The sequence below is a fragment of the Eudoraea sp. genome, assembly GCF_049665975.1.
GTDB lineage: Bacteria > Bacteroidota > Bacteroidia > Flavobacteriales > Flavobacteriaceae > Eudoraea.
Genome location: NZ_JBATGR010000240.1, coordinates 1 through 2,199 on the forward strand (window position 1 = coordinate 1; position 2,199 = coordinate 2,199).

Sequence of the window (2,199 nt, forward strand, 5' to 3'; positions counted from 1 at the left end):
CGTCGGGAGATAAAATAAAACTCTATGGAGAATTAAAGAATATTACCTCAATTATACCAGAAATTAGTGCCAATTACGAAAGAATGAGCTCAAAACTCAATATTACTTCAAAAAAGATACGTTTTAGTGACTTTTTGGATCTTTTTAATAATGTAGATGCCGAGGAGAAAGTGGAAAATTCAAATCGCCACCTGGCTTTAAAAACGGTGGTAAAAGACTTTTACAATAAATACCAGCCAGAACTTTCCATTAATTTAGATGAATTCATATTTAACAAACTCATCATAAATAATTTCAATACCGGTTTTTATTTTGAAAATGAAGATCTGCTTTATCTGGAGAATACAGCTTTTGATTTTTATAAAGGCAAAGTAAATCTGGATGCTTATTTAGATATCACAGATCCATTTGAAACCCAGTTCTCTCTTGGATTTTCAACGGATAATATCGACTTGGAAAAATTACTAATTTCGTTTGATTACTTTAATATCCCCTCCATTAGGGAAGCAGATAAAATAGATGGGAAAGTAAGCATTAATACACAACTTGAAGGCGATTTAATAGATAGTACGGGAATAGTATCTAATTCATTAAGAGGAACTATAGGGTTTGATCTTAGGGAATTAGAAATTAAAGGTTTTGAACCCATTATTAAAATTGGGAATATCATTTTTAAGAAAAAACGTTTTGAAGATATTCGGTTCGGGTCTATTGAAAATATCCTTTATGTTGCAAATAATACGGTTGAATTCCCCTTAATGGAGGTGCAATCCACAGCATTAGATTTTTTTGTTGCCGGGCATTTGGGTTTTGAAGATGTTCCTACCAGCCTGTGGACCGCAATACCATTATCCAATTTTAAAAATAGGGATATAACCAATATTCCAAAAAAAACGGAGTATATAGAAGCCGGCAAAAAGATATATATAGAAGCTAAAAGTAATGAGAAGGACATCGATAAAACTCAATACAAGCTTCACTTATCTGAGAAGAAATATTTTAAGGAAAGGGACTCTCTTAGTGAATACCGAATAATGATGAAAGAGAACAGATTGTTAAGAAGAAAATATAAACGGGACTCCAGGGCAGAAGAAAAATTGCAAAAGGCGGACTCTACTATAATAAATTAATCATGTAATTGAATTTCCCCATTAAAGATTCAAAAACAAATTTAATAAATTAACATCCGGAGCTCAATTTTTCACTCTCAGTCCGTACATTCCTAATTACTTTGGGCCGCCAACCATTCCATAATAGTGACAGTTCTCTTTCCAAATATTAATTACGACTTACACAAAAAGTAAAATAACCGTAAGTAACATGCCTCCCAATGCAAAGTAGAGTCCCTTTTTGAATATCGGCGTTTTGGGTCTGAACATCCAAAACGCAGAAACTGAGAAGAACAATAGTGCGATACCGAATATGATATTCAGCCAATACAATAGGTGCCCGGAATGCATTTTATGCAAATTGTCCATATTATCTAAAATAAAAAGCATCTTCATTTCAGTATAGCTGGCTTGCCCGGTCATTTTGTTATAGGTTCCCCCTTTGAAATACACCAGGTTGCCTTCTACCCTATCTAGTTTAATGACTCTTTGTCCAAGCGCACGGCCCAAATCTTCGTCTTCCAAACCTACATCAAACTTTTTTTCAATTGGTACTTCCTTTTATAAAAATCAGTATTTCTGAATGTCAATACTATACCACTAATGGCGTAAACCGCCATAATACCTGCTAAAAAGAACCCCAAATACCTGTGATAAGTACGCATGTTCTGTTCTGTTTTTCTTCCCATAATAAAAATGACTTTTAAAAATTAATATCTCCGTATATATAAATCACCTGTTAAGATGTAATTTTCCTGATTCAAAGATCTGTTTACAAATAATGCTGAAGAAAAATTCTACTGTGAACGACATAAGATTTCCAGTGAACTGTACGCTTTAATCTTAAAGTAGAACAATTGTCGTTAACAGGTATGTTTCTGCCGTTCACATCCGACCATTTTTGGAAATGCATCTATTAGTTTAGATTTGTAGTATTAGCATGATTATGAATAAGATAACTTCAAATATAGGTTGGCAAGAACTCTTCTTTCAATTTGTATTATATCTATTGGTACTTCTCTTCTATTCCTTTGACAGGAATGATCCGGGTATTACCCTGGCACAGGTGATTTTCTTTTTAGTCTATGCT

Annotated in this window: 3 protein-coding genes; 1 reads left to right on the top strand and 2 read right to left on the bottom strand. The window is 33.4% G+C overall.

The annotated features are described in order from the left end of the window. On the top strand, positions 1-1,130 hold a 1,130-nt coding region (locus WBN20_RS08835), incomplete at its 5' end, for an AsmA-like C-terminal region-containing protein (protein ID WP_424281423.1). A gap of 159 nt (positions 1,131-1,289) precedes the next feature. On the opposite strand, the gene WBN20_RS08840 is transcribed toward WBN20_RS08835, so the two are convergent. Together WBN20_RS08840 and WBN20_RS08845 are read right to left on the bottom strand one after the other, a co-directional pair. Next, positions 1,290-1,634 (bottom strand): hypothetical protein, encoded by a 345-nt coding sequence (locus tag WBN20_RS08840; RefSeq protein WP_424281424.1) that lies wholly within the window; start codon positions 1,632-1,634, stop codon positions 1,290-1,292. A gap of 2 nt (positions 1,635-1,636) precedes the next feature. Further along, positions 1,637-1,798 (bottom strand): hypothetical protein, encoded by a 162-nt coding sequence (locus WBN20_RS08845; protein WP_424281425.1) that lies wholly within the window; start codon positions 1,796-1,798, stop codon positions 1,637-1,639. Between the last annotated feature and the right edge of the window lie 401 nt (positions 1,799-2,199).